The organism is Variovorax sp. GW821-FHT10B04, assembly GCF_059415645.1.
The window spans coordinates 163,003-185,242 of sequence record NZ_JBWKNQ010000002.1 but is presented as its reverse complement, the minus strand read 5'-3'; the positions used below and the strand labels follow the sequence as shown (position 1 = coordinate 185,242).

Sequence of the window (22,240 nt, the reverse complement as noted above, 5' to 3'; positions counted from 1 at the left end):
ACGATGCCGCCGTCATAACCCCAGCACCCGACCCAAGGCGCTCAAGCACCCAAGCCGAGGCCGCACAGCATCAAAGACTGAAGATCTTCCCCGGATTCATGATGTTCTTCGGATCCAGCGCCCGCTTGATCGTTCGCATCATGTCGATCGCCCCGGCGCCGGCTTCGTCCACGAGGAAGCCCATCTTGTGCAGACCGACGCCGTGTTCGCCCGAACACGTGCCTTCCAAAGCGATCGCGCGCGACACCAGCGCGTGGTTCAGCGCCTCGGCCTTGGCGCGTTCGTCGGCGTCGTTCGGATCGATCAGGTAGCCGAAGTGGAAGTTGCCGTCGCCCACATGGCCGACGAGGAAGTAGGGGATGCCGCTCGCATCGGCTTCGGTCACCGATTCGAGCAGGCAATCGGCCAGGCGCGAGATCGGTACGCAGGTGTCGGTCGAGATCGCGCGGCAGCCCGGGCGGGACTGGATCGCCGCGAAGTAGGCGTTGTGGCGTGCCGTCCAGAGGCGCGTGCGCTCTTCCGGCGTGGTCGCCCATTCGAAGGCATTGCCGCCGTGCTCGCTGGCCAGCTCCTGCACCGTCTCGGCCTGCTCCTTCACGCCGGCGGGCGAACCGTGGAATTCCATCAGCAGCATCGGCTCCTCGCGCAGCCCGAGCTTCGCGTAGTTGTTCACCATCCGCACCGTATTGGCGTCGATCAGCTCCACGCGCGCGATCGGCACGCCCAGCTGGATCGTCTCGATCGTCGTGCGCACCGCGGCCTCGATGCTCGGGAAAGAGCAGATCGCGGCCGAAACCGCCTCGGGCAGCGGGTAGATACGCAGCGTGATCTCCGTCACCACGCCCAGCGTGCCTTCGCTGCCGACCATCAGCCGCGTGAGGTCGTAGCCGGCCGACGACTTGCGCGCGCGCGTGCCGGTGCGGATCGTGTCGCCGCTGGCGGTCACCACCTCGAGTGCCAGCACGTTCTCGCGCATCGTGCCGTAGCGCACCGCATTCGTACCACTGGCGCGCGTCGCCGTCATGCCGCCGATGGAGGCGTCGGCGCCCGGGTCGATCGGGAAGAACAGGCCGGCGCTCTTGAGCTCCTCGTTGAGCTGCTTGCGCGTCACGCCGGGCTCCACCGTGACCGTCAGGTCCTCCGCATTCACCGACACGATGCGGTTCATGCGCGACACGTCGACGCTGATGCCGCCCTGTACCGCCAGCAGATGGCCTTCCAGCGACGAGCCGACGCCGAAGGGGATCACCGGCACGCTGTGGTCGCCTGCAAGCCGGACGGCATCCGCCACGTCCTGCGTGTTCTCCGCGAACACCACGGCCGACGGCGGCGGTGCTTCGAAGGACGACTCGTCGCGGCCGTGCTGGGTGCGCACCGACAGGGCGGTGGAACAGCGCTCGCCGAAGCGCGCCTTGAGCGCCTCGATCAGCGCCGCCGGTACATCGCGCAGGGCGATTTCGGGCGTCAGGTGGGCGAGGGCGGTCGGTGCGTTCATGGTGGTGGTTTCCTGAGGCCCGGTGGGCAGGTCTACCATTCTAAGAAACGTACTTCTTCAGGACAGCATCATGGGCAACCGACTCACGCAGATCGCCACCCGCACCGGCGACGACGGCACCACCGGCCTTGGCGACAACACGCGCGTTCCCAAGGACCACCTGCGCGTCCACGCGATGGGCGACGTGGACGAGCTCAACTCGCAGATCGGCGTGTTGCTGTGCGAGCCGATGCCCGACGCCGTGCGCGAGCTGCTGGTCGACGTGCAGCACCAGCTGTTCAATCTCGGCGGCGAACTGTCGATGCCCGGCTACACGCTGCTCAAGCCCGACGCGCTGCTGCAGCTGGACAACGCGCTCGCCGAGCACAACGCCGCGTTGCCGCGTCTGGCCGAGTTCATCCTGCCCGCCGGCACCCGCGGCGCGTCGATGGCGCATGTCTGCCGCACGGTTGCACGCCGAGCCGAGCGCGCCGTCGTGGCGCTCGGCGCCGAATCGGCCATCAACGACGGTCCGCGCCAGTACCTGAACCGGCTCAGCGACCTGCTGTTCGTGCTGGCGCGCGTGCTCAACCGCATGGATGGCGGTGACGACGTCTACTGGAAGAGCGAGCGGATGGCGCGCAGCGCCGCAGCCGAATCTGCAAGCTGAGCAGGCCGCGGCCGCAGCGGGCGCGCCGAACGGCAACCGGGCAAACCGCACGCCACGCGGCCCCGCCGGTAGGACATCGACCACCGATACGTCGTCTTACCTCCTTCACGTCCTGCGCACATCGCCCGTGGCTGGGCGACACGTGGGCGATGCACACTGCAATCCTCAACAACGCAGAAGGAGTTCCAGAATGATCCGATCCAAAAGCATGAGCGTCGCCACCGCTGCGCTGGCCCTGTGCATGGCGGCCGGCGGAGCCTTCGCGCAAGACCGGCGCGATGACCGTGGCCCCGGCCCGGGCGACCGCGGCCGCATGGAACAAAACAACCGCGGCGATCGCGGTCCCGGCCCCGGTGATCGCGGCCGCTTCGACAACGATCACCGCGGCGACCGCCAGGACTTCCGCGACGGCCGCTTCGCCGATCGCCGCGGCTACCCCGAGCCGCATGCCGAATGGCGTCGCGGCGGGCGCGTGCCGAATGAATACCGCGGCCGCAACTATGTGGTCGACGACTGGCGTGCCCATCGCCTGCAGCAGCCGCCCCGCGGCTACCAATGGGTCGGCGTCGGTGGCGACTACGTCCTTGCCGCGATCGCCACCGGCCTGATCGCACAGATCATCGTCGGCAGCCGTTGAGCCCGCGAAGTCCGCCGGACCGACCGCGGACTGAACGTCAACGACCGAGCCCGGCGGCGCCGTGAAGCGCCTCCGGGCTCTTTTTCATGGGATCTCGCGGGTCAGTCGATGGTGGTCGGTGTCGCCGTCTGCGCGCAGACGTTGCGCCCGGTAATGGTCAGCCGCAGCCCGCCGCCGTGCCATTCGAGCCAGTTCAGGCTCACGTAGGCGTCGATCTCACGGTCGTCGATGCGGTCGGCCTGGCGCTGCTTGAGCAGTTCGACAGTGGCCGGCAGTCCTTGTCGCAATCGCTCGCGCTGTGCAGCCGCGGCTGCGGCCTTCGGGGAAGCGGGCGTTTGCTGGAGCGATGCCATGGCGAATCCGTTTCAAGAACTGAGGGACGCCCTCAATGTACCGCGCCGCACCACTTTTGCCTTACTTATTTGACATGGCGCATCATCCGAAGCGCAACGAGCGCAGCCCGACCGTGCGGTCGATCACGATCACCACCGCCAGCGTCAGCAGGATGCTGACCGTCGACACGGCCGCGGCCGTCGGGTCGAAATCCCAGCGCAGGTAGTCGAACAGCTGCAGCGGCAGCGTCGTCATGCCGATGCCCTTGAGCAGCAGCGACATGTTGAACAGGTCGAAGGAAATCACGAAGGCGAACAGCGCGCCCGTGATGATCCCGGACTTGATCAGCGGCAACGTGACCCGCACGAAGGCACGCACCGGCGACGCCCCCAGGCTGCGCGCCGCCTGTTCGAGCGACGCGTCCTGGTTGTAGAGCGTCGACGCCACGTTGGTGAACACGTAGGGCAGCGTCACCAGCACGTGGCCGACGACCAGCCCGAACATCGTCTTCGTGCCGATGCCGGTCGCGTACAGGAAGAACAGCAGCGCGATGGCGGTGAGGATCTCCGGCAGCATCAGCGGGAGCATCAGCATCATGCGCAGGCTCTCGCGGAAGCGCGTGGCGTAGCGCACCACATAGAGCGCGCCGGCCACGCCGACCACCGTGGAACACACGGTGGCGATCGCGGCCACCTTCAGCGACGTGCCGATGGCACGCATGAAGGCCTCGTTGGCGAACAGCGCGCCGAACCAGCGCAGCGAAATGCCCTGCGGCGGAAAGGTCAGCACCTCGCCCGCGCTGAGCGACATCAGCATGATGACGACGATCGGCAGCAGCAGGAACGCGTAGACGGCGCCCACGTAGAACAGGCCGAAGCCGTCGGCCACGCGCGCGGACAGGGGAGCGCGTCTCATTGGATGCCCTTGGTGAAGATGCCGCTCACGCGCGCATAGACGAGCACCGCCGCCATGCCGCTGAAGGCCAGCACCAGCGCCTGGGCCGCGCCCATCGGCCACTGGAAGTTGTCGATCAGGTTCTGAACCACCAGCACCGACATGGTCTTGACCTGCGCGCCGCCCAGCATCACCGGCGTGACGTAGGCGCTCAGCGTGAGCACGAAGACGAGGATGGTGCCGGCCTGGATGCCCGGCCACGACAGCGGCAGCGTGAGCCGCCAGAACACCTTCAGGCGCGACGCGCCGAGCGAGCGTGCCGCCTGCTCCAGCGTCGGGTCGATCGCCTGGATCACGCCGACCAGCGGCAGGATCATGAAGGGCAGGAACACGTGCACCAGCGCGATGGTCACGCCCAGGCGGTTGTTCATCAGCTGCAGGCCGGTCTGGATCAGGCCCATGTCGATCAGCGCGCGGTTCACCACGCCGTTGCCCGACAGCAGGATCAGCCAGCCGAAGCTGCGCACCACCACGCCCACGAGCAGCGGCGACAGCACGAGCACGTAGAGCAGGCTGCCCCAGCGCGACTTGGTGCGCGCCAGGTGGAAGGCCACCGGGTAGCCCAGCAGCAGGCAGATCGGCACGGTCGTGAAGCCGAGCAGCAGGGTGTCCCACAGCACGCCCAGCACGTAGCCGTCGCTGAGCTGCGTGGCGTAGTTGGACAGCGTGAAGCCGGCCCCATAGGGCGCGCCGACGGCCGGCGGCCGCAGGCTCATGCTCACGATGTTGAGATAGGGCAGCACCAGGAACACGCCGACCAGCACCAGCGCGGGCGCGATCAGCCAGAACGCACGGCGCCCGAGCGGCTGCTTGCGCCGCACCGTGCCCATCGCCGGCGATGGCGCCGTCATGGTCGCGCTCATGAGCCCGCGATGACCCAGGCGTGGCCCGGATCGAAGGCAAAGGCCGACGAGGCGCCGGCATCGACGCGCTGGCTCGGCGAGGTCTGCACCAGCAGGCTCTGCCCGCCGGCGCACTGCAGCGTGTGTTCGACGGTGCTGCCGAGGAAGTAGGCGGACTGCACGAGGCCGCTGTAAGGGCCATCGGCGCGGAAGCGGATCGCCTCGGGGCGGATCGTCACGTGTACCGGCTGGCCGGTCGTGAGCGGCTGGTCGTAGCAGGCCGGCACGTCGCCCAGGGCCGTGCTCACGCGGTACGTCGGATACGGACCGGCCGCGTCGGCCAGGCCTTCGACGCGGCCTTCGATCAGGTTCGAGCGGCCGATGAAGCGCGCCACCTCGATGCTGCGCGGACGCAGGTAGATGGCTTCGGGCACGTCGAACTGCAGCAGCTTGCCGCCGAGCATCACGGCCACGCGGTCGGACATCACCATCGCCTCGGCCTGGTCGTGCGTGACGTAGAGCGTGGTGATGCCGACGCGCTTCTGCAGCTCGCGGATGAACACGCGCATGTCCTCGCGCAGCACGGCGTCGAGGTTGGCCAGCGGTTCGTCAAGCAGCAGCAGGCGCGGCTCGATGACCAGCGCGCGCGCCAGCGCCACGCGCTGCTGCTGGCCGCCCGACAGCTGGCGCGGATAGCGCTCGGCCATCGGCGTGAGCTGCACCATCGCCAGCACCGCGTCGATGCGGCGCTTGCACTCGGCCTTGCCGATGCCACGCATCTCCAGCCCGAAGGCCAGGTTGCGATAGACCGTGAGGTGCGGGAACAGCGCGTAGTTCTGGAACACCATGCCGATGTCGCGCTTCTCCGGCGGCAGGTCGGTGATGTCCTCGTCGTTCAGCCGCACGCGGCCCTGGTCGGGAAACTCGAAGCCCGCCACGCAGCGCAGCGTGGTGGTCTTGCCGCAGCCGCTCGGGCCCAGCAGCGAGATGAACTCGCCTTCCTCGGTCTTCAGTTCCAGGTGCTGGATCGCCGGCGCCGCGGCGCCCGGGAAGGTCTTGCGCAGGCCATCGAGCGACACCCGTGTGGTGCGCCGCCCGACGGCCGGGCGCGCGTCTGCCGCAACGCTCACTTCATCTCCCGGTTCCAGCGGTCGGTGATCGCCGCGACCTGCGGATTGACCTTGCTCCAGTCGAACTGGAAGATCTTCTTCATGCCCTCGCCGGCCACCGGCACGTCCTTGGCCAGTTCGGCATCGAGCTTCGACTTGGTGTTGGTCGGCGAGGTGAAGAACTCCTTGGCCATCATTTCCTGCACGTCGGGGCGCAGGATGAAGTCGAGGTACTTGTAGGCCTCTTCCTTGGCCGGCGCATTCTTCAGCACGTTGAAGGATTGCTCGAAGGCCAGCACGCCTTCGGTCGGCACCACCATCTCGACCGGCACGCCCTTCTTCTGCAGCGCGACGATCTCGGGAAAGTCGATCACGGCCACGGTCACGTCCCCGCGCGTGAGCATCGTCGACAGCGTGCCGCTGAAGTCCGCCTGGGTGAAGGGCAGCAGCTTCTTGACTTCGGTGAAGGCGCGGTCGATCGCGTCCTGCGAGCCGCCGTAGAGCTTGGCCGTCATCAGCAGGAACAGCATCGCGGCCGTGTTGCCGATCTGGTAGAGACCGATCTTGCCCTTGAACTCGGGGTTGCTCCACAGGTCCGACCACGACTTCGGCGGCGTCTTCACCAGGTCCTTGCGGTAGCCGATGCCGATGGTCGACACGATGGCGCGCACGCCGTTGTCGCCCGGGTTGCGCAGGAACGGATAGGCGTTGGCGAGGTTGGGCACCTTGGTCGCGGGGATCGGCTCGAAGTAGCCTTCGGCGCGCACCAGGCTCGCGATGTTCTCGTTGAGCATCAGGATGCTGTAGGGCGGCTTCTCGACGCCGGCGGCGCGTAGGTTGGCGACGAAGTTCTTGCCCAGGCCCACGTCCAGCGTGGTCTCCACGCCGCTCGACTTCTGGAACATCGGCATCAGGTCGGTGCGCCAGAACTTCTCCCAGCGTCCGCCGTAGGTGTTGACGACCAGGTTCTGGGCAGCCAGCGAGAGGCCGGGGATGGCGAGTGCCGACATGCCGGCGGCCGCGGCCATGGCTTGCAGGTAGTCGCGGCGCGAGAAGGCTTTCATGGGGTGTCCTTGAAGAAGAGAAAGGAAGGAAGGAGGAGAGAGGAAGCTGTCAGGCCGTGGCCTTCGACGTGTCTTGCCTGTAGTTGTAGTTCTTGTTCAAACGGTGCATCAGGTAGTCGCCGTACAGCACCGGATCGTGCTTCGGCGGGTTGGCCGCATCGGTGCAGGTGGGCAGGCACTCGATGAGCGCGTCCATCGACGGATCGAGGAAGTAGGGCAGCGAGTAGCGGTCGCCGCCGGAGCGGTTGACGACCCGGTGCGGCGTCGAGACGAAGCGCTCGTTGGTCCAGCGCGACAGCATGTCGCCGACGTTGAGCACGTAGGTGTTCTCGATCGGCGGCGCCTCGATCCAGTCGCCGCCGCGCGGACGCACCTGCAGGCCACCCGAGTTGTCCTGCGCGAGCAGCGTGATGATTCCGTAGTCGGTGTGCGGCGCCGAGCCCACGGCATCGGTTTCCTGCGGCGGTTGCGGCGGGTAGTGCAGCGCGCGCAGGAAGGTGGTCGGCCGCTCGAAGTAGTGGTCGAGCGCGTCCGGTGCCATCCCCAGGCTGATCGAGATCAGCCGCACGATGTAGCGGCCCAGCACGTCGACCTCCTGCTCGTACGCCTGCATGGCCGGCTTGAAGTCCGGCAGCCATTCGGGCCACTGGTTCGGGCCCTGCAGCGGCTCCTTCGCCTGCATGGCGGGGTCGTCGTCGGGCAGCGTGTGCATGATCATCAGCGACTCGCTCATGTTGGGCTTGGTCACCTTGGCGATCGACGAAGTCACCAGCGTCGACGTCGCCATGCCCATGTAGCCGCGATGGAACTCGTTGATGGCGAGGGACTGCTTCTTCTCCAGCGCCGACGCGTGGAATTCCCTGGACGCCGCGAACGCCGCGGCTCGGCTGGCCGGCGACACGTTGTGGCCCGCGATGTACGCGAAGCCGATCGAACTGAGGGCCGCATGGAGTTCGGCGGCCGACTGCCGGGCCGTGGTGCTGCTGGCATCGAGATTGCCCTGCAAGTCGATGAGCGGAATGGTTTGCACAGCTGTTCCTTTTCACGAAGAGTGCGGGCTCGACGCAATCTCCATGCCAAGTGGACCAAATGGACAAATCGCCTTCGCGGTGTCCGATCGGTGCCTCGGCGCACCAAGTCAACGCCTTCGGTGGAGCAACTGTTCCACTTTGGACCACTTGGACAAGAGACGGTGCGATGGCACGCCTATTGCGGGCCGAGAACATGGCCGGGCCGTCGGCGTTTCAGCCGCCCGTGCCGCAATCCGGAATCGAGAAATGAAAGTCTGTGTGTTTGGCGCGGGCGCCCTGGGCGGTGCCGTGGCGGCCCGTCTCTGCGCTGTCGGGGTGAACGTGAGCATGGTGGCCCGAGGTTCGACGCTGGCGGCCCTTCGCGCCGATGGGCTGAAGCTGCTGACCGGCCGGCAGGAGATCCACGCGCATCCCACGGCGAGCGACCGGCCGGCCGATCTGGGTGTGCAGGACATGCTCGTCATCGCCGTCAAGGCGCATGCGCTCCCCGGGGCTGCGGCGCAAGTCCGGCCGCTCATCGGACCGGACACCGTCGTGGTGCCGCTGCTGAACGGCGTGCCGTGGTGGTTTCTCGGCGACGGCGTCGGACCCTCGACGGCGGATGGCAATGAAGATGGCGCCGGCACGCTGCTGGACCCGGGCCGGCGCATCGCCAGCGCGATCCCTTCGGGCGCGGTGCTCGCTGCCGTGCTGCACGGCAGCTTCAGCGTCGAAGCGCCGGGCATCGTGCGCAACCACAGCGGCCGCGAGATCGTGCTGGGCGAGCCGGGTGGCGCGATGACGCCGCGCCTGACGCGTGTGGCCGAGTTGCTGCGGCTGGCCGGCTTCGACGCCCGCACCTCGCGCGACATCCGCCGGGAGGTCTGGTTCAAGCTGCTCGGCAACCTCTCGACCGGGCCGCTGTGCGCGCTCACCGGCACATCGACGGCCGCACTGATGCACGACCCGCTCACGCGCGAGCTGATGCGCAACCTGGTCGTCGAAGCCATCCGCGTCGGCGAGCGGCTGGGCATCGACATCCCCGATGCGCTCGACCTGTGCTTCGCCAAGCTGCAGAAGCTCGGCGACATCACGCCCTCGATGCTTCAGGACCTGCGCGCGGGTCGGCCGATGGAGATCGACGCGATCGTCGGGTCGGTCTGCGCGCTGGGGCAGGCGCAGGGCGTCGCGACGCCCTTCATCCGATCCGTGCTGGGGCTGCTGCGGGTGAAGGCCACTGCGCCAGCAGGTCGGCCGCGTCCATGACCAGGCCGAGGTGCAGCGACACCATCGTGTACGCCGCCGACTCCAGATGCGGGTCGGTTCCACGCACCAGGTCGCGCAGCACGATCACGCGGTAGTTGTGGTTGTTGGCGTCGAAGGCCGTGTTGAGCACGCAGCAGTCGGCAAAGCCGCCGTTCAGCACCACGGTCGTGATGCGCTGGTTGCGCAGCAGGAAGTCGAGGTCGGTCGGATAGAAGGCCGACAGCCGCCGCTTGTTTTCCACGCGCATGTCGCCGGGCTCGACACGCGTGACCCAGTCGGTCCACGGCGAGCCTTCGATCGCATGCGCATCGGCGTTCGGGATGGCGCCGACGTGCAGCGGGAAGGTGCGCCGCCAGGCGGCCGGGATGCCGCCGAGGTCGTCCGCGCCATCGGGCCGCAGCGTCGACTTCACGTGCACGATGCGCACGCCGAGCGCGCGCACGGTGTCGTGGAACGCGTCGATCGGCGCGACCAGTTCGCGCGCACGCGGCGCCGGGCAAGGGCAGTCGGGCGAGTCGTCGAGATGGCCGCGGTGCATGTCGATCGAGATCACCGCGGTGGTGGCCGGATCGAGGTAGTCGGCGAACTGCGCGGCGTCGAGCTCGCGCGGCTGGTCATAGACGTAGGCACGCATCAGCGTCGCTCCTCTCGCAGATAGGGCTCGCCCAGCGCGCCGGGTTCGCCGTCGCTGCCGCGCCGGGCCACGGCGACCCAGACCATCACGGCCAGCGTCACCGCGTAGGGCGTCATCAGCACGAAATACTGGGGCAGCTGCACGCCGGCCGCGGCCAGTTGCGGGATCAGCGCCTCGATGCAGCCGAACAGCACCGCGCCCGCGAGCGCCTTCCAGGGCGACCAGCGCGCGAAGATCACCAGGCCGACCGCGATCCAGCCGCGTCCGCCGGTCATGCCCGCGATCCACAGCTTGGTGCTGACCACCGAGATGTAGGCACCGGCCAGACCGACCAGCGCCGAGCCGGCGAGCACCGCGCCGAAGCGCCAGGCCGTCACGCTGATGCCGGCCGCGTCGGCGGCCTGCGGGTTCTCGCCGACCGCGCGCAGCCGCAGGCCGGCGCTGGTGCGCGTCAGGTACCAGACCACCGCGATGAAGATCGGCAGCGTGAGGTAGACCATGCCGTTCTGCGCGAACAGCCGGCCGACCAGCGGCAGCTCGGCCAGCGGCCCGAGCGGCAGCGCACCGAAGCTCGTGACCGCGCGGTTGGTCCAGCCGAACAGCGTGCCGACCAGGCTGGTCAGCCCCTGGCAGAAGAACACCAGCGCGAGCCCGGCGATCACCTGGTTCACCCGCAGCAGGATCACCATGACGGCGAACAGCACCGACACCCCGCTGGCCGCGAGCATCGCGATCACCAGCGACAGCGCCGGCTCGCCGAAACTCAGTTGCGCGCCGATCCCGGCCAGCGCGCCGACCAGCATCAGCCCCTCGGCGCCAAGCGAGAGCACGCCCGCGCGCTCGCTGAGGATCAGCCCCAGCGCGGCCAGCGCATAGGGGATCGCGAAGTCGGGCGAATTGCCCAGCCAGTTGGTGGCGATGGCGAAAGCATCCATGTCAGGCGCCTGCCTTGCCCACCACGGAACGGATCCGGTGGCGGATGAAGAAGTCCGATGACGCCACGCAGATCACCACGATCGCCTGGATCAGCTGCACCATCGAGAACGGGATTTGATAGAAGACCTGCAGGTTGCGGCCGGCCACGAAGAGCGCCGCCACCAGTAGGGCGACCACGGTCGCGGCCAGCGGGTTGTTGCGCGCCAGGAAGGCGATCAGGATCCCCGAAAAGCCGTAGCCCGCATAGAAGGCCTGCGTGAGCCGGCCTTCCTGGCCCGCCACCACGATGAAGCCCGCCACACCCGACAGCGCGCCCGACATCAGCACCGCCGACAGGATCATCGGCAGCACCGGCACGCCGACCGCGCGCGCCATGCGCGGGTTGGCGAACACGAAGCGCAGGTACAGCCCCGCGCGGCTCACGCCGACGAACCACCAGGCCAGCAGCGCGCACAGCAGCGCGAGCCCGATCGCCGCGGCGCTGGTGCCGCCGAGCCACTCGGGCAGGCGCTCGAACGCGCGGAACTGCGGCGAGTAGGGAAAGGAATCCTTCGGGTCCTTCCAGGCGCCGTACACCAGGTGCAGCAGGAAGTTGCCCGCGATGTAGTTGAGCATCAGCGACGAGATGATCTCGTTCACGCCGAGCTTCAGCTTGAGCAGCGCCGGTGCCAGTGCCCACAGCAGGCCGCACACGATGGCGACCACCAGCATCAGCGGCAACCGCAGGCTGGCCGGGCCGACGTCGAAGAAGGAGATCGCGGTAGCGCCGATCGCGCCCCAGATCATCTGGCCCTCGAGCCCGAGGTTCCAGAAGCGCGCGCGGAAGGCCATCGAGGCGCCGAGCCCGACCAGGATCATCGGCGCCGCCTGGAACAGCACCGCCTGCAGGCTCTGCAGGTCGAACAGCGTCTGCAGCACGAACTCGTTGAGCAGCTCGTTGGCCGGCACACCCGCCGCGACCAGGATCGCCGCCGAGATGCCGAGCCCGATCGCCAGCGACACCGCCAGGATCAGCGCCTGCCGCGGCCATGCCATCTGCTGGCGCACTTCGAGTGCGAAGCGCCGGCTGCTGAGCGGACGCCGAGCGGCGGGGCCCGGTGCGGGAGAAGAAAGGGAACTCATTCGGTCATTCCACTGCAACCCTGGATGGGAGGTCTGTTCCAGAAACACCGCGGAACCGGCTTCGCCGGACCACTGGTGTTGCCCCGGAAGTGCGCCGCAGCCTGGGGGCGAACCTAATCATGGTCGACCATCGCCTGGCCGATCTTCAGGCGATCTGCCGGCTGCGCGAACTCGGCCACGATGCGCCCCCTGGTCATCACGCCGACGCGGTCGGCCAGCGCCAGCACCTCGTCGAGGTCCTCGCTGATCAGCAGCACGGCGGCGCCTGCGTCGCGCGCGGCCAGCAGGCGGGCGTGCACCTCGGCGCCCGCGCGCACGTCGAGTCCGCGGCTCGGGCTGTGCGCGAGCACGATGCGCGGCTCGCGACCGAACTCGCGCGCCAGCACCAGCTTCTGCGCATTGCCGCCCGACAGCAGCGCGGCCTTCTGGTCGAGGTTGCGCACGCCCTGCACGTCGAAGGCCTGCACAGCAGTCTGCGCATCGGCGCGCATGCGGCCGGTGTCGAGCCGCCAGGCCGGGCCGTAGCGGCCGTCGTGCACCTGGCCGATGCCGAAGTTCTCGGCCACCGACAACGCACCTGCGAGCGCCACGCCGTAGCGGTCGGCCGGGATCGCGGCCATCTGCAGCGCGCGGCGGCGTGCATTCGAGGCGCTCTTCAGGTCACCGAAACCGGCCAGCGCGATGCCGCCTTCGACCGTGTCGTCCAGGCCCATCAGCGCCGCGGCCAGTTCGCTCTGGCCGTTGCCGCCAACGCCGGCCAGGCCGTAGATCTCGCCGGCCCGCAGCGTCAGGTCGACGCCGTCGAGCGCGCGGCGTCCGCCGGCTTCGGGCGTGCGCAGGCCGGTGACCGTCAGCAGCGCCTCGCCCGCGGCCTGGCCGCCGCCACGGTGCGGCGTCGCCACCGAATCGCCGACCGCGAGCTGCACCAGCTCGGCGATCGCCACCGTTTTCGGGTCGACCGTCTTCACGGTGCGGCCACCGCGCATCACGGTCACGCGGTCGGCCCAGGTCTTCACGTCGGCCATCTTGTGGGTGACGAGGACCACGGCCGCGCCGCTGCGCGACAGCGCATGCACCGTCGACAGCAGGCGCTCGGCCTCCTGGTCGGTCAGCACGGCGGTCGGTTCGTCCAGGATCAGGATGCGCGCGCCGGCCAGCAGCACCTTCAGGATCTCGACGCGCTGCTGCTCGGCGATCGACAGCCGTTCGGTGCGCTGGCGCGGGTCGATGTCGAAGCCCAGCTCCTGCGCCTTCGCGCGGATCTGCGTCTCCAGCTGCGCGAGCCGCTTGCGGTGGCTGCCTTCGCCGGTGGCCAGCGGGTGGCCGAGCAGGATGTTCTCGGCCACGGTGAAGGGCTTCACCAGCTTGAAGTGCTGGTGGACCATGCCGATGTGGTGGCGCGCCGCGTCGCGCGGGCCGGCCAGTTGCACCGGGTTGTCGTCCACCCACATCCGGCCGGCCTCGGGCGCATACAGGCCGGCCGCGATGTTCATCAGCGAGGACTTGCCCGCGCCGTTCTCGCCCAGCAGCGCATGCACCTCTCCCCAGCGCGCCTCGAAGTCGGCGTCGGTGAGCGCGCGGAAGCCATCGAAGGACTTGCCGATGCCCGCGAGCTGAAGTGCGATCGCCGTCAAGGAAGCGCTCCCGCCATCGACTGGGGGTGGGTCACTTCTGCGTGACCACGCCCTTGACGTACCAGTCCATCTTCCAGAGATCGGCATCGGACAGCGTGGCGCCCGCGGCCACGCGTTCCTTGCCGTCGCGGTCCTTCAGCGGACCGGCGTAGACCTGCTTGCCCTTCAGGATCGCGTCGCGCTCGGCGGTGATCAGCGCAGCCTTGTCCTTCGGCACGCCGGCGCCGAAGCCGGCGATGTCGGTGCCGCCGTCCTTCATTTCGATGAAGGCGCCGTACGGCGACGGCTTCCAGCCGCCGGCCATGACCTTCTTCAGCTCGGGCGTGAGGAACTTGTCCCAGACCCAGACCGACGAGCACAGCGTGGCCTTGGGCGCGAACTGGCGCAGGTCGCGGTGGTGGCCGGTGCCGTACACGCCGCGCTCCTGAGCGACGATCTGCGGCGTCGGCGAGTCGACGTGCTGGCCGATCACGTCGGCGCCTTGGTCGATCAGCGCCATCGCCGCGGCGCGCTCCTTCACCGGGTCGTTCCAGGCGCCGGTGTAGATCACGTTGACGGTGGCGTTCGGGTTCATCTTCTGTGCGCCGAGCGCGAAGGCGTTGACGGTCCAGTTCACCACGCCGAAGGGGTTGGCCGCGACGAAGCCGAGCTTGCCGGTCTTCGACGCCGCGCCCGCCGCCATGCCGCAGAGGTACTGGCTCTCGTAGGTGCGGCCATAGAAGGACTCGAGGTTGGCGCCGTTGGTGGTGCCCGAGCCGTTCAGGAAGGCGACGTCCGGGTACTTGGCCGCGAGCTCCTTGAAGGTGTCGGAGTAGCCGAAGGCCGTGCCGATGATGATGTTGGCACCGCGCGAGATGAAGCGTTCGGCCGCCGGCTTGATGGCCGACGCGTCTTCCGGCACGTTCTCGACGAACTGGATCTTCTTGCCGAGCGCGGCCTCGACCTTGATGCGCGCCTCGTCGAAGGCCTGCGTCCAGCCGCCGTCGTTCTTCGGGCCGAAATAGAGCATCGCAATCTTGGGTTCGCCCTTCAGGGTGAAGCCGTCGGCGGCCAGGGCCGTGCCCGACATCGTTGCGCAGGCCGCCAGTGCGGCGGCAGCGGTGAACATCAACTTTTGCAACATGAACGACCTTTCGTGGAAGAGACAGGGAAGAGAAAAGCGATGCGGTCCACGGCGCGCTGCGGCGCTCCGGCAAGGGCGATGAGGGTGCGGCGCCCGGCGGGCCGGCGCGTCACACCATCATGAAGTTGATGCGGAACACGTTGCCCTCGGGGTCGAGCAGCACCGACTGGTACCAGTCGTAGTACGTCACGTACGGCGCCTTGATCAGCGTCGCGCCGGCGGCGACCGCCACCGGCACCATGCGGTCGACGTCGGCCTGGCTGTCGACGTCGATGTTCAGCAGGAACTTCACGCCGCTCGTTTGCGAGAACTCGGACAGATGCAGCAGCTCGTATGCATCGAGCGCGTTGAAGCCCAGGCTCGACTTGCCAGTGTCGAGCCCGCGGAAGATCGGCGAGCGGATCGCCTCGATCTCCGGGAAGCCGAACACGCGCTGGTAGAAGCCGCTGAGCGCGACCACGTCCTTGGCGAAGACGTTGACGTAGGAAAGATGGGCCATGTCAGGGTCTCGGTGCGCGTTATGGGTGTTTGCGGAGCTCTTGCCTGGGGCGTTCTTGCACGGGGCGCAGGGGTTCGTTGCGCGTGCGCAGGCCACCGGGTACTCCCCTCCGCGAATGTCCCCCGCCTTCGGCTCCTCCTTGATTTCGCTGCGGGGAGCACCCGGCGCCCCGCGCACGAGGAGAGGCGGTTGTTGCGCGGCCGATGAGCCACGATTGCGCCCAAGGCTCACGTCGATGGCGTGCTCCCCGCAGCGAAATCAAGGAGGAGCCGGCAGCCGAAGTATGACGGCGGGGGACATTCGCGGAGGGGAGTACGCCGTCGGCGTGAGCCCGCCCCGACCCAGGCACTTCACCCAGTACGCAGCGAATCAAAAAGCCAGCCTTCATGCTCAAGCCGTCGCCTTGGTGCCGCCGAAGGTCGTCTGCTTGACGAACTTCGAGGTGAGATGGTCGCCCGATGAAATCGGCGCGTACTTGGGTTGCTCGCCCGGTGCCAGGCAGCTCGGCAGGCACTCGACCATCGCGTCGTAGTTGGGTTGGTGGAAGAACACCAGCGACTGCCGGCGGTTGGTGCTCGCCACCTCGAACGGCGGGTTCACGACGCGGTGCAGCGTCGACACCCACTGGTCGTTGGTCCACTGCATCATGAGGTCGGCGATGTTCACCACCAGGCCGCCTTCCACCTGCGGCACGTCGACCCACTGGCCGGCCTTGTTGAAGACCTGCAGGCCCTTGTCGTCGGGCAGCACGACGGTCAGGCTGCCGTAGTCGCTGTGGGCGCCGGCGCGCAGCTGGCCGGGCAGCGGCTGCTCGCGCTGCGGCGGATAGCTCAGCACCCGGAACATGCTGATGTGCTTGTCGATCTTGTCGTCGAAGAAGGTCTCCGGCAGCTTCAGCCCCAGCGCGAAGATGCGCATCAGCGAACGCGACAGATCGGCCATCGCCTCGAAGTAGCTTTCATAGGCTTCGCGGAAACCTTCGATCGGCGGCCAGCTGTTGGGCTCGAAGTGCGGGCCGGCGGCCGGGCCGCGGTGGTAGTCGTCGTCGGGCACGCCGGACGGGCCGATGGAGAACGATTCCTTCAGGTCGCCGGGTGCGGCTTCCTCGAGGCTGTACGACAGGCCTTCCTCGCCGACCGCGCTGTAGCCGCGCACAGCGTCCTCGCGCGGCCGGTCGACCTTGCGCTTCTCGGCCAGCGGCAGGTCGAAGAACTCGCGCGACAGGGTCGACACGCGCGCGATCAGCGCCGGGTCGATGCCGTGGTTGGTGATCACCAGGAAGCCGATGCTGCGGCAGGCGTCGTCGACCTGGCGCGCGAGCGCGGCACGGGCCTCCGGCGAGTCCGAGAAGTAGGGCGCAAGGTCGATGATGGGAACGGACAGCAGGGTCATGCCGGGAATCCTCGAAACAATGCGCTCGCGGGCGCCATGGCACGGGACATGCAACGTCTGTGCCAGTTGGACCAAATGGACAAATACGATAGCCTGCGGCCCCGGTTTGCACCGATGGCGGCCGTCACTGCCGGTGTGGCGCATCGCCATGCATCGCCTTGGTGCGTCCTGCCGGCGTGGCGCACCGCCGTGCGGGGAAGAGCCGTACCGATGCCCGGCGGGCGCCGCAACCCTTGAATCCGAAGACACAGGAAGCCATCCCCGACATGCCCAAGACTGCAGGAGGCGCCGGCGCGGCGCTCAAGCCGGCCACCAAGCCATCGCTGCGCGCGCTTGCCAAGCGACCGGCCGGACCGCGCAGCCCCGCTGCGGTGAGCCGCCGGATGCGCCAGATCGAAGACAAGCGCAGCGTGATCCTGGCGGCGGCGCTCGGGCTGTTCTCGCGCTACGGCCTGCACGGCACCAGCGTCGACCAGGTGGCTGCGCGCGCCGACGTCTCCAAGAGCAACCTGCTCTATTACTTCGCGAACAAGGAAGAGCTCTACGTGAGCGTGCTGCGCGACCTGCTGGCCGTCTGGCTGGAGCCGCTGCGCGGCTTCAGCGCCGAGCAGGACCCGCGCGAAGCGATCGCGGCGTACATCCGCCGCAAGCTCGTCATCTCGCGCGACCAGCCCGATGCATCGCGCCTGTTCTGCCTCGAGATGATCCAGGGCGCGCCGCTGCTGCGCGACGAGCTGGGCCGCGAGCTGCGCGACCTGGTCGAACGCAAGTCCGAGGTGGTGCGCGCCTGGGTGGCGTCGGGCAAGCTCGCCCCGGTCGACCCGCACCACCTGATCTTTGCGCTCTGGGCCACCACCCAGCACTACGCCGATTTCGCGGTGCAGGTGCAGGCCATCACCGGCCGCACGCTGGCCGAGCCCGCCTTCTTCGAGGAAACGGTCGACAACGTGCAGCGCATCGTGCTGCAGGGGATCTCGGCGCCTTAGCTGTTGCCTCGGATTTTGGTCAAGGCATCTGCCAGTGCCTGGGTGATTACGCGCCGGGGGTGTCCAAAAGATCGTCCTCTTCACCACGTGAGCGCTTCGTTTCGCGATACGACGTCATGGCCCGTTCGTCGCTCGTGTCGTAGGCAATGTCTTCAGCAGTCGGACCCAGGCCGTCCAAGCCAGGTAACTCGCGCAGTTGCCTGACCAGGTCATCCGACCTGGTCGCCGGTCGCAGGAATGAAACGAGATAGTTATCCAGATGCATGCCGCTCGTGTCCTTCAACTCGCGGGAAAGTGCATCCAGATAGGCCACCTTGTTTGTTGCTGGCCAATCGATCAGAAACTCGGCGCGACGGCACAACTCGGTGTGCACCAGCATCATGGTGCGCCCATTGCCGTCGAGAAAAGGGTGCGCCCAGGCAAAGGCACCCATGACTGCACCAGGCTTTCGACGAATCTTGTGGGCGTCGTTCCCCATGTTGAGTCCCCACTGGACCGCTTTGGCAATGAGCGACGCCTTCTCGAAGTCGACCAAGCCACTCTTGCTGACTTGCGCAGCCACGCCGAGCTGTTGGCGATCCTGTCCTGCCCAAGGATAGAACTCGACGAAGAGAATCTCGTGCACTTTGCGAAAGTGCGCGTAAGAGATGGGTCCCCGAATGCGACGCAGAAAATCCATTGCTTCTTCGAGATGAGCCTCAAAGAAGACTTTCTCCTGAACCTTTACAAGGCTGAGGTCCTTTTCAACCTCGATGTTTCTCAGGTAGCCGGCTTTGTGGAAGTCCCCGAACGGATCGAACGGCATCCTGCTGCTCTCTCATGTGGTTGGTCATCAGGCGGGCAAGCTGCCGGCCGTCGATGACGGATTTCCTGCGCAGCGTGGCGAGGAGCTTGCCTGTGACATCCAGTCGCCCGTCGTCCCCAGCCAGACGCGTGATGGCCTCGGCAAAATCGTCAAGTCGCGTGCGTGCGTAGGTCACACCGTAAGCCTGCGCCAAATCTGCCACGAACGCTCCCACACCTTGAACTGGCAGGTGAGCAACGTCCTTGGGTAGTTTGGGCAGCGCGGCATGGCGTTTGCGCCGATGCCGAGTGGTTTGGATCGCGGCGCGCGCAGCTGGCTGCTTATTGGCAGGCTCCGTCTCAAGCCATGTCAGGCTGCGCCCTTCCATGGACTCGATAGGCGAAATGCTGGGCATGCGGCCTGTTTTGGCGAAGATCTCGCGAGCGAGTAAATCGGGCGGGGCGGCCAACTCGCAGCCACCTTGCGAATTGCAGATGGTCTTGGCGTATATGCCTGGGCTCAGACGAATCAGTCGGCCGTTAGCGATCAGACGTTTGATGGCCTCGGTGAGCTGGCTCTTGCTTCCAAGTTGTGCAAGCTCGCGTCGAAGCACAACGTGGTCCGCGCGCTTACTCAGCGACAGCAGTAATTTGCTTTCCAGTTTCATGCCTTCATCCGAATTCGAAGCCGCAGCCCGTACAGACCAGCTGCATCTTAATGTGCGGAGAATTTGCTTGAGAGTCAATGGGTTACGCCAGTTCTCGGTGCCTGGACGCCGGCCGCTTGGCTGGGCCGCGATTGCGGCTTTATCCGACCGAGGCGGTTGACATGCATCGCACCGGGAAGCGCGCCGTGAACACGACCTGCCCGGCTTCATGACGGTAGGCGATCGTGCCGCCGTGCCCGCGCACGATCGCCTGCGCGATGTGCAGGCCCAGCCCCAGTCCGCTCTTGTTGCGCACGTTGGGCTCGGCCTGGCGCTTGAAGGCGCTGAACAGGTTCGGCACCAGGTCGGCGGCGATCGGCGGCGCGCTGTTGCGCACCTCGAACTGCACGTCGCCGCTGTCCTGCGACAGCGCCACCGACACCGGCTCGCCGGGCGTGCCATGGTGCCGCGCATTGCTGATCAGGTTCGCGAAAAGCTGCGCCATGCGGTCCGGGTCGGCCTGCATCGGCAGCGTCGGCGGCGTTGTCTGCGCGACGGTCACGCCCGGGTAGGCGGTGCGCGCCTCGTCGATCACGTCCTCGAGCACACGGGCCAGATCGATCGGCACCGGCTGCAGCTGCAGCCCGTCGCCGTTCTGCAGCCGCGACGCGTCCAGCACCTGGCCGATCAACCGTGCCATCCGGCTGCTGGACGACTGGATGCGCTGGCCGATGCGCGTGCTCGCGTCGCCCGTGCTGCGCTCCAGCACCTTGGCGGCCATGGCGATCGATTGCAGCGGGTCGCGCAGGTCGTGGCCCAGGATGGCCAGCAACTGGGTGCGGGCGCGCGTCATCTCGGCCACGCGCGCCGCGCCGGCGCGCACCAGCTCGTCGCGCAGCTGTTGCGCGAGTTCGCGCTGGTCGGCGGTCCAGGGCTCGCTGGTGCCGCGCACGATTTCCTTCCACACGTCGAAGGAGCCGCGCGGCGTGAGGCGCGGGCCGAGCGGGCCGCTCGCGTATTCCTTGTCGGGCTTGCCGCCCCAGTGGATGGTCTCGATCTGCTCCTTGCGCAGCAGCACCAGCCAGCCGGATGCATGGTCGTCGAAGCGCAGCGCGAGCAGGCCGCACCAGGGCGCACAGGCCGCGGCCAGGTCGACCGGCAGGTCGGCCAGCGTGTGGGTGGCGAGAAGTGCGTCGGCCGCGTCGCCGACCACGCTCGGGCGGCGCGCCAGCCATTGCACGATGGCCGCGCCGGTGTCACGCGCGAGGTCGCCGTGCACGTGCAGCTTGGCTTCCTGCGCGATGAGCACCGCCTGGGCGTCGAAGGCCTCGGCCAGCGACGCCGCCATGGCGTCGAGCACCGGCACGGCGTCGTCGGCATGCAGCACGGCCTCGATCAGCCGGCTGCGCAGCGCCGCGGCGGCCGCAACGCGCTGGGCCTTCGTGCGCGCCTGCAGGCTCTGCACATTGGCGGCCAGCACCTGGGCCAGCACGTCGCAGGCCATGCGCACCGAGTACGGCACCTGGTGCGGCGTGCGGTGGTGGCAGGCCAGCATGCCCCAGAGTCGGCCGTTGATGACGATCGAGATGCTCATCGACGCACCCACGCCCATGTTGCGCAGGTACTCGATGTGGATCGGCGACACGCTGCGCAGCGCGCAGTGGCTCATGTCGAGCGGCGGCAATGCGGCGCTGGCGGCCGTTACCGCGACCGGGTCGGTCCGGACGTCGGCGATCAGCCGCAGCGTGTTGATCACGTACAGCCGCCGCGCCTGCGCGGGAATGTCGCTGGCCGGGTAGCGCCGGCCGACGAAGGGCTCCAGTTCGGGCACCCTGTCTTCGGCCGCGACCTCGCCGCTGTCGTCGTGGCGGAAGCGGTAGGCCATCACGCGGTCGAAGCCGGTCAGCTGGCGCACCGCACCGACCGCCAGCGCGAGCAGCGCGTCGATCGAGGTCTGCCGCTTGAGCTTGTCCATGGCGCGGTGCGCCTTCAGCGCGAATCCCGTCACCTCGTCGTGGGTGGCCGGACGCAGCTCGAACTCGGCGATCGCCATGCCGCCCGAGCGGTGCACGATCAGGTCGAACAGCTGGCCGTTCAGGCGCACTTCCGTGCTGCCGGCCTGGCCGTCGTCGCCCGCCGGATCGGCGGACAGGGCTTCCTGCAGCAGTTCGTGCACGTCCGGCGTGGCCTCGAAGTGTGCGGGGACCAGCGCTTCGCCCGGCGCCGGCGTGGTGTCGCCCAGCAGCGTGCGCGCGTTCGCGCTGACGTGCGTCGCCGTGCCCTGGAGGTCGAAGGCGAGCAAGGCGCCGTGGGATTGCACCAGGCCGGGAATGTGGATCGGCTCGCTGGCGCAGTTCTCCAGCGTGACTTCGGGGCGCGTCTGCTGGGCGCTCACGCGTTCGGCTCCGCCGCGCGGCGGCAGGCCAGCAGCAGCCCGAAGGCCTGCACCGCACCGTCGCATGCGGCCCGGACGCGCTCCGGCGTCGCGAGTTGCTGCTGGAGTTCGGCGAGGAAGCCTTTCCAGCGCGCGCCGGTGTCGCGGCCTGCGCCGTGCAGGTAGGCCAGCGGATGCGGCGCCAGCGGCTCGGCCAGGCGGCGGTAGAGCACCTGGCCGCCCAGTTGGGAGCCTTCGATCACGTAGGCCACGCCCCAGCCGAAGGCGTCCGGATCGGCCGGCGACTGCGCCGTCACGTCGACGCGGGCGGTCGTCGACGGCTGCGACGGCGGAGCGCCCAGCAGGCGATCGCATTCGGCGAGATCCACCGCGAGCGCGGCGGCCTGGGTGTCGAGCCGGCGCGCGTCGACCGGCAGCGCACGCAGGTGGTCGGTCCAGTCGCTCAGCAGTTGCAGATGCGCGCGGTAGTCGGCGAGCGTGGGCGCGGGCCGCGCGAGCGGCAGTGTGGTGTCGACCTCGGCGTGCAGCGGCGCAGTCGCTTCGCGCAGCGCCGAGCGGGCGTCGATGGGGTCCATGGGCGCTTTCAAGGGAACGGCGGCAGGCGACACCATCCGGGGGGCTGATTCAGAGGGGAATGAAGGGCAGGATCATAGGTCAGCATCGCTTGGCGAATCGCGGCAAAAGACACAGTCCTGCATGCACACGGGCGATCGGCCGGCGTTGCGGCGTG

The 22,240-nt window shown here is 68.1% G+C and carries 22 protein-coding genes; 4 read left to right on the top strand and 18 right to left on the bottom strand.

The genetic code is table 11. The features are described from left to right. Positions 1-70: 70 nt before the first annotated feature. The gene (locus AC07PZ_RS05955; protein WP_495294123.1) at positions 71-1,495 is read right to left on the bottom strand and encodes an FAD-binding oxidoreductase; all 1,425 of its coding nucleotides are present in this window, start codon (positions 1,493-1,495) and stop codon (positions 71-73) included. A 70-nt stretch (positions 1,496-1,565) separates the two neighbouring features. On the opposite strand from AC07PZ_RS05955, the gene AC07PZ_RS05950 reads away from it, so the two are divergent. Then, positions 1,566-2,144, top strand: a complete 579-nt coding sequence (locus tag AC07PZ_RS05950) for a cob(I)yrinic acid a,c-diamide adenosyltransferase (protein ID WP_495294122.1) — start codon at positions 1,566-1,568, stop codon at positions 2,142-2,144. 190 nt (positions 2,145-2,334) lie between these two features. Further along, positions 2,335-2,781: an RcnB family protein gene (locus AC07PZ_RS05945; RefSeq protein ID WP_495294121.1), complete on the top strand. Its 447-nt coding sequence runs from the start codon at positions 2,335-2,337 to the stop codon at positions 2,779-2,781. A gap of 101 nt (positions 2,782-2,882) precedes the next feature. Here the strand turns inward: AC07PZ_RS05945 and AC07PZ_RS05940 are convergent, their stop codons facing one another. The 6 genes from AC07PZ_RS05940 to AC07PZ_RS05915 form a co-directional block, all read right to left on the bottom strand. Then, positions 2,883-3,134 (bottom strand): hypothetical protein, encoded by a 252-nt coding sequence (locus AC07PZ_RS05940; RefSeq protein WP_495294120.1) that lies wholly within the window; start codon positions 3,132-3,134, stop codon positions 2,883-2,885. A gap of 82 nt (positions 3,135-3,216) precedes the next feature. Then, positions 3,217-4,029: an ABC transporter permease gene (locus AC07PZ_RS05935; protein ID WP_495294119.1), complete on the bottom strand. Its 813-nt coding sequence runs from the start codon at positions 4,027-4,029 to the stop codon at positions 3,217-3,219. After that, positions 4,026-4,931 carry an ABC transporter permease gene (locus tag AC07PZ_RS05930; protein ID WP_495294118.1) on the bottom strand — a complete coding sequence of 302 codons (906 nt, stop codon included), beginning with the start codon at positions 4,929-4,931 and terminating at the stop codon, positions 4,026-4,028. Before AC07PZ_RS05930 ends, AC07PZ_RS05935 begins: the two co-directional genes overlap by 4 nt. Next, positions 4,928-6,040: an ABC transporter ATP-binding protein gene (locus AC07PZ_RS05925; protein WP_495294117.1), complete on the bottom strand. Its 1,113-nt coding sequence runs from the start codon at positions 6,038-6,040 to the stop codon at positions 4,928-4,930. Before AC07PZ_RS05925 ends, AC07PZ_RS05930 begins: the two co-directional genes overlap by 4 nt. Continuing rightward, positions 6,037-7,083: an ABC transporter substrate-binding protein gene (locus AC07PZ_RS05920; protein WP_495294116.1), complete on the bottom strand. Its 1,047-nt coding sequence runs from the start codon at positions 7,081-7,083 to the stop codon at positions 6,037-6,039. The genes AC07PZ_RS05925 and AC07PZ_RS05920 overlap by 4 nt, the downstream gene beginning before the upstream one ends. Positions 7,084-7,132: 49 nt before the next feature. Further along, positions 7,133-8,113 carry an isopenicillin N synthase family dioxygenase gene (locus AC07PZ_RS05915; protein ID WP_495294115.1) on the bottom strand — a complete coding sequence of 327 codons (981 nt, stop codon included), beginning with the start codon at positions 8,111-8,113 and terminating at the stop codon, positions 7,133-7,135. 247 nt (positions 8,114-8,360) lie between these two features. Between AC07PZ_RS05915 and AC07PZ_RS05910 the strand changes: the two genes are divergently transcribed. Then, positions 8,361-9,359, top strand: coding sequence for a ketopantoate reductase family protein (locus AC07PZ_RS05910; RefSeq protein WP_495294114.1), 999 nt, complete (start codon positions 8,361-8,363; stop codon positions 9,357-9,359). On the opposite strand, the gene AC07PZ_RS05905 is transcribed toward AC07PZ_RS05910, so the two are convergent. From AC07PZ_RS05905 to AC07PZ_RS05875, 7 genes are all read right to left on the bottom strand, one after another. Continuing rightward, a complete protein-coding gene (locus AC07PZ_RS05905; RefSeq protein ID WP_495294113.1) occupies positions 9,292-9,993 on the bottom strand; it encodes a cysteine hydrolase family protein in 702 nt (233 codons plus the stop codon). The two genes, AC07PZ_RS05910 and AC07PZ_RS05905, sit on opposite strands and share 68 nt — an antisense overlap. Further along, positions 9,993-10,928: an ABC transporter permease gene (locus AC07PZ_RS05900; RefSeq protein WP_495294112.1), complete on the bottom strand. Its 936-nt coding sequence runs from the start codon at positions 10,926-10,928 to the stop codon at positions 9,993-9,995. The genes AC07PZ_RS05905 and AC07PZ_RS05900 overlap by 1 nt, the downstream gene beginning before the upstream one ends. A 1-nt stretch (position 10,929) precedes the next feature. Continuing rightward, positions 10,930-12,051, bottom strand: coding sequence for an ABC transporter permease (locus AC07PZ_RS05895; RefSeq protein WP_495294111.1), 1,122 nt, complete (start codon positions 12,049-12,051; stop codon positions 10,930-10,932). Positions 12,052-12,164: 113 nt separating this feature from the next. Continuing rightward, entirely contained in the window at positions 12,165-13,685 is a 1,521-nt protein-coding gene (locus AC07PZ_RS05890) for an ABC transporter ATP-binding protein (protein ID WP_495294110.1), read from the bottom strand. 31 nt (positions 13,686-13,716) lie between these two features. Further along, positions 13,717-14,808: a BMP family ABC transporter substrate-binding protein gene (locus AC07PZ_RS05885; RefSeq protein ID WP_495294109.1), complete on the bottom strand. Its 1,092-nt coding sequence runs from the start codon at positions 14,806-14,808 to the stop codon at positions 13,717-13,719. A gap of 109 nt (positions 14,809-14,917) precedes the next feature. Continuing rightward, on the bottom strand, positions 14,918-15,307 hold the full coding sequence (locus AC07PZ_RS05880; protein WP_495294108.1) for a VOC family protein: 390 nt from the start codon (positions 15,305-15,307) through the stop codon (positions 14,918-14,920). A 390-nt stretch (positions 15,308-15,697) separates the two neighbouring features. After that, a complete protein-coding gene (locus AC07PZ_RS05875; protein WP_495294107.1) occupies positions 15,698-16,699 on the bottom strand; it encodes an isopenicillin N synthase family dioxygenase in 1,002 nt (333 codons plus the stop codon). A 266-nt stretch (positions 16,700-16,965) separates the two neighbouring features. On the opposite strand from AC07PZ_RS05875, the gene rutR reads away from it, so the two are divergent. After that, positions 16,966-17,685, top strand: coding sequence for an HTH-type transcriptional regulator RutR (gene rutR / locus AC07PZ_RS05870; protein WP_495294106.1), 720 nt, complete (start codon positions 16,966-16,968; stop codon positions 17,683-17,685). A 46-nt stretch (positions 17,686-17,731) separates the two neighbouring features. On the opposite strand, the gene AC07PZ_RS05865 is transcribed toward rutR, so the two are convergent. The 4 genes from AC07PZ_RS05865 to AC07PZ_RS05850 all read right to left on the bottom strand — a co-directional run bounded on the left by AC07PZ_RS05865 (position 17,732) and on the right by AC07PZ_RS05850 (position 22,085). After that, positions 17,732-18,490: a Fic family protein gene (locus AC07PZ_RS05865; protein WP_495294105.1), complete on the bottom strand. Its 759-nt coding sequence runs from the start codon at positions 18,488-18,490 to the stop codon at positions 17,732-17,734. Further along, positions 18,429-19,136: a hypothetical protein gene (locus AC07PZ_RS05860; RefSeq protein WP_495294104.1), complete on the bottom strand. Its 708-nt coding sequence runs from the start codon at positions 19,134-19,136 to the stop codon at positions 18,429-18,431. Before AC07PZ_RS05860 ends, AC07PZ_RS05865 begins: the two co-directional genes overlap by 62 nt. 139 nt (positions 19,137-19,275) lie before the next feature. Next, a complete protein-coding gene (locus AC07PZ_RS05855) occupies positions 19,276-21,510 on the bottom strand; it encodes an ATP-binding protein (RefSeq protein ID WP_495294103.1) in 2,235 nt (744 codons plus the stop codon). Then, the gene (locus AC07PZ_RS05850; protein WP_495294102.1) at positions 21,507-22,085 is read right to left on the bottom strand and encodes a biliverdin-producing heme oxygenase; all 579 of its coding nucleotides are present in this window, start codon (positions 22,083-22,085) and stop codon (positions 21,507-21,509) included. The genes AC07PZ_RS05855 and AC07PZ_RS05850 overlap by 4 nt, the downstream gene beginning before the upstream one ends. Positions 22,086-22,240 lie beyond the last annotated feature (155 nt).